The following is a 2,275-nucleotide window of genomic DNA, read 5'->3' on the forward strand; positions in this document are numbered from 1 at the left end:
TTGCACAACACCATCTTGATTGCTATCTTGCCACAATCTAAGCTCATCAAATGCTGTATCATTATGATCAAAAATACCATCGTTATTATTATCCAAGTCTGATAGCGCATCAAAACCATCTGTGGCTTTCTCTCCATTTGCTTTAATGGTATTGTCCCCAAATAACTCTAATCCATTATCAATCTGTCCATTTTGATCTAAATCACGTACCAGCAAAGCATCATCAGCACCAGCCCAACCTGAGGCATATTTCACTCCATCACCATTGTGATCAAATAGCACACTACCATCAGCAGCAATTGTTTCAATACCATCACCATCTAAATCAAAAACTAATGGATCAACTCGCAACGGTACTGCATTGGCTGCGGCGTTGAAATTGCTATTAATAAAAGCATCCAAAAGTCCACTATCTCTTACCCTATCAAGCCAGTGCTTAAGCTCTTCAGGGTTCTTTGATAAAAGTTCTTCTATATCATCAAATTGACCAAATATATTTTTAAAATCTGACAACCTATTTCGAGCTGCTAGCAGCCCACTAAAGGTTATTCCTTCTGCATTTAACATCTGTTTGTATAAATAATTAAACTCTTGCGCTGTAATATTTGTATTTCCTGAAATCTGTTCCAGTAGATTAGACAAGAGCTCATCTGCTTTAGCAATCATGCTTATATCACCACGAATTACCTCAGAAAGTATTGATAGAATATCTGCATAACTGATTGAATGAAGACCCTCTGACCCTCCCATTGTTAAACGATCAACACCATTAAAATATTCTTCTGTTGCCAAAATTGACAACTGTTTTGCAATATCTCCAGCATACCTTGGTTCACTCGATAGCAAGTCACTTAATAAACGTTGCTGTATATAGTCTTGATAGCTATTTGCATTGATAAAAACATCATTATGATCCGAGACACCGTTTAAAATATTAATTTGCCCAATAACTGCTGTTGGCGTTGTAAAATCTTTTAAGATATTAATGCCTGCAGCTGCTAGTATCTCTGATGTAACTTCCACACAGTTATCTGAATAGCCATATGGATAAATCCGATACAAGGGCGGATTATCTGCAATTGCATCCCCTTTTTGCTTCATTGCTTGATATTGTGCTTCTGTAATATACCCCTCATAACGACTCGATGCTAATTCTCGTTCTAGTGTTTCTCCTTTTGGACGTATTGCGCCAGATATTCCGGTTATAATATTCCCATCTATAGCTCCTTCCCTTTTACCATAACTATAAACTATAGTTCCATCCTTTGTCCCATCTGATATTTTTAGCCACGTGTGATAACCCTTTGGTTCACCACCTAATAAACCATCTGAAATAATGGTTACAGTATATACTTTGTTACTCATCGTCACTCTCCTTAACTTTCTCTATTTTTTTATTTTTAGACTTTTTATATAACCAAACAATGTTATTAACAATTAAGCTTAATAATAAAAACGGCCAGATAAATATCATTGCAAATACATTACCCCATATTAGTAAACCAGCTAAGTTTGATTGAGCTGATTTTAAACCACCGCTTAGCAATTTAATTGTTGGCTTGAATCTCACAAATGTTTTAAGCCCTCCTTTATATCTAATTTGAAGCTTCTGCCAACCAAAGCTTAAATGAATATCTATAATGCCTTTAGCCATTGAATCACGAGCATACCACCCGCCATAAGCTAAGGTTTGTTCCGTACTAAGACCAAACTGTTGAACTTCACCATCTTGATAAAGTTCCCAAAAAAATTGATATTTAATACATAATGAATCAAGCCTCCTGCAATTACTGGCATTGAACAAATGCGTCTTAATATAATCAAAATCTTGACCATTCCTTTTTTGCAGTTCCAGAACTAACTCATATTTCCCAGGAAACCAAATAAAATAATCTAACGTCACTTCAGAAGTTTTAGATAAATCAATTGGTGAACTGGCAAACACTCCTGTCGCCAATTTATCTGATATATATGTCACAGCACAAAACAATAGCAAAAACCCGTAAAAGATAATTATTATTTTAAAACGCTTACGCTTTTTATTACTTTTATCTGCCGACATAACCCATTGCCTACTCATCTTTCTTTGATTAAACATATTTACCAATGAGCTCTAAAACAGCATCATTAATAGTTTATTTTTCCAAGCCTTCAAAAATCGGCTTTTAGTACAATCAATCCATATGATCAAAATCAAGCGCGGGGGATAAAATAGAGTTGCCTCAGATTAAGCCTAGACCATTATTTTCAAAGATCAAATTTCATTCTTGATTTT

1 protein-coding gene and 1 pseudogene are annotated in these 2,275 nt (G+C 35.0%); both read right to left on the minus strand.

Translation table 11 applies throughout. The annotated features are described in order from the left end of the window. Positions 1 to 1,365, minus strand: a pseudogene (locus tag ACY10D_RS02105) (hypothetical protein); the annotation flags it as partial. Continuing rightward, positions 1,358 to 2,098: a hypothetical protein gene (locus ACY10D_RS02110; protein WP_486999154.1), complete on the minus strand. Its 741-nt coding sequence runs from the start codon at positions 2,096 to 2,098 to the stop codon at positions 1,358 to 1,360. The gene ACY10D_RS02110 and the pseudogene ACY10D_RS02105, both read right to left, overlap by 8 nt. Positions 2,099 to 2,275: the final 177 nt, after the last annotated feature.

It is taken from the genome of Cysteiniphilum sp., from assembly GCF_057495195.1.

Excerpts from the sequence above, each read along its gene's own strand:
- ACY10D_RS02110 (WP_486999154.1), bottom strand. The coding sequence starts at position 2,098 with ATGTTTAATCAAAGAAAGATGAGTAGGCAATGGGTTATGTCGGCAGAT.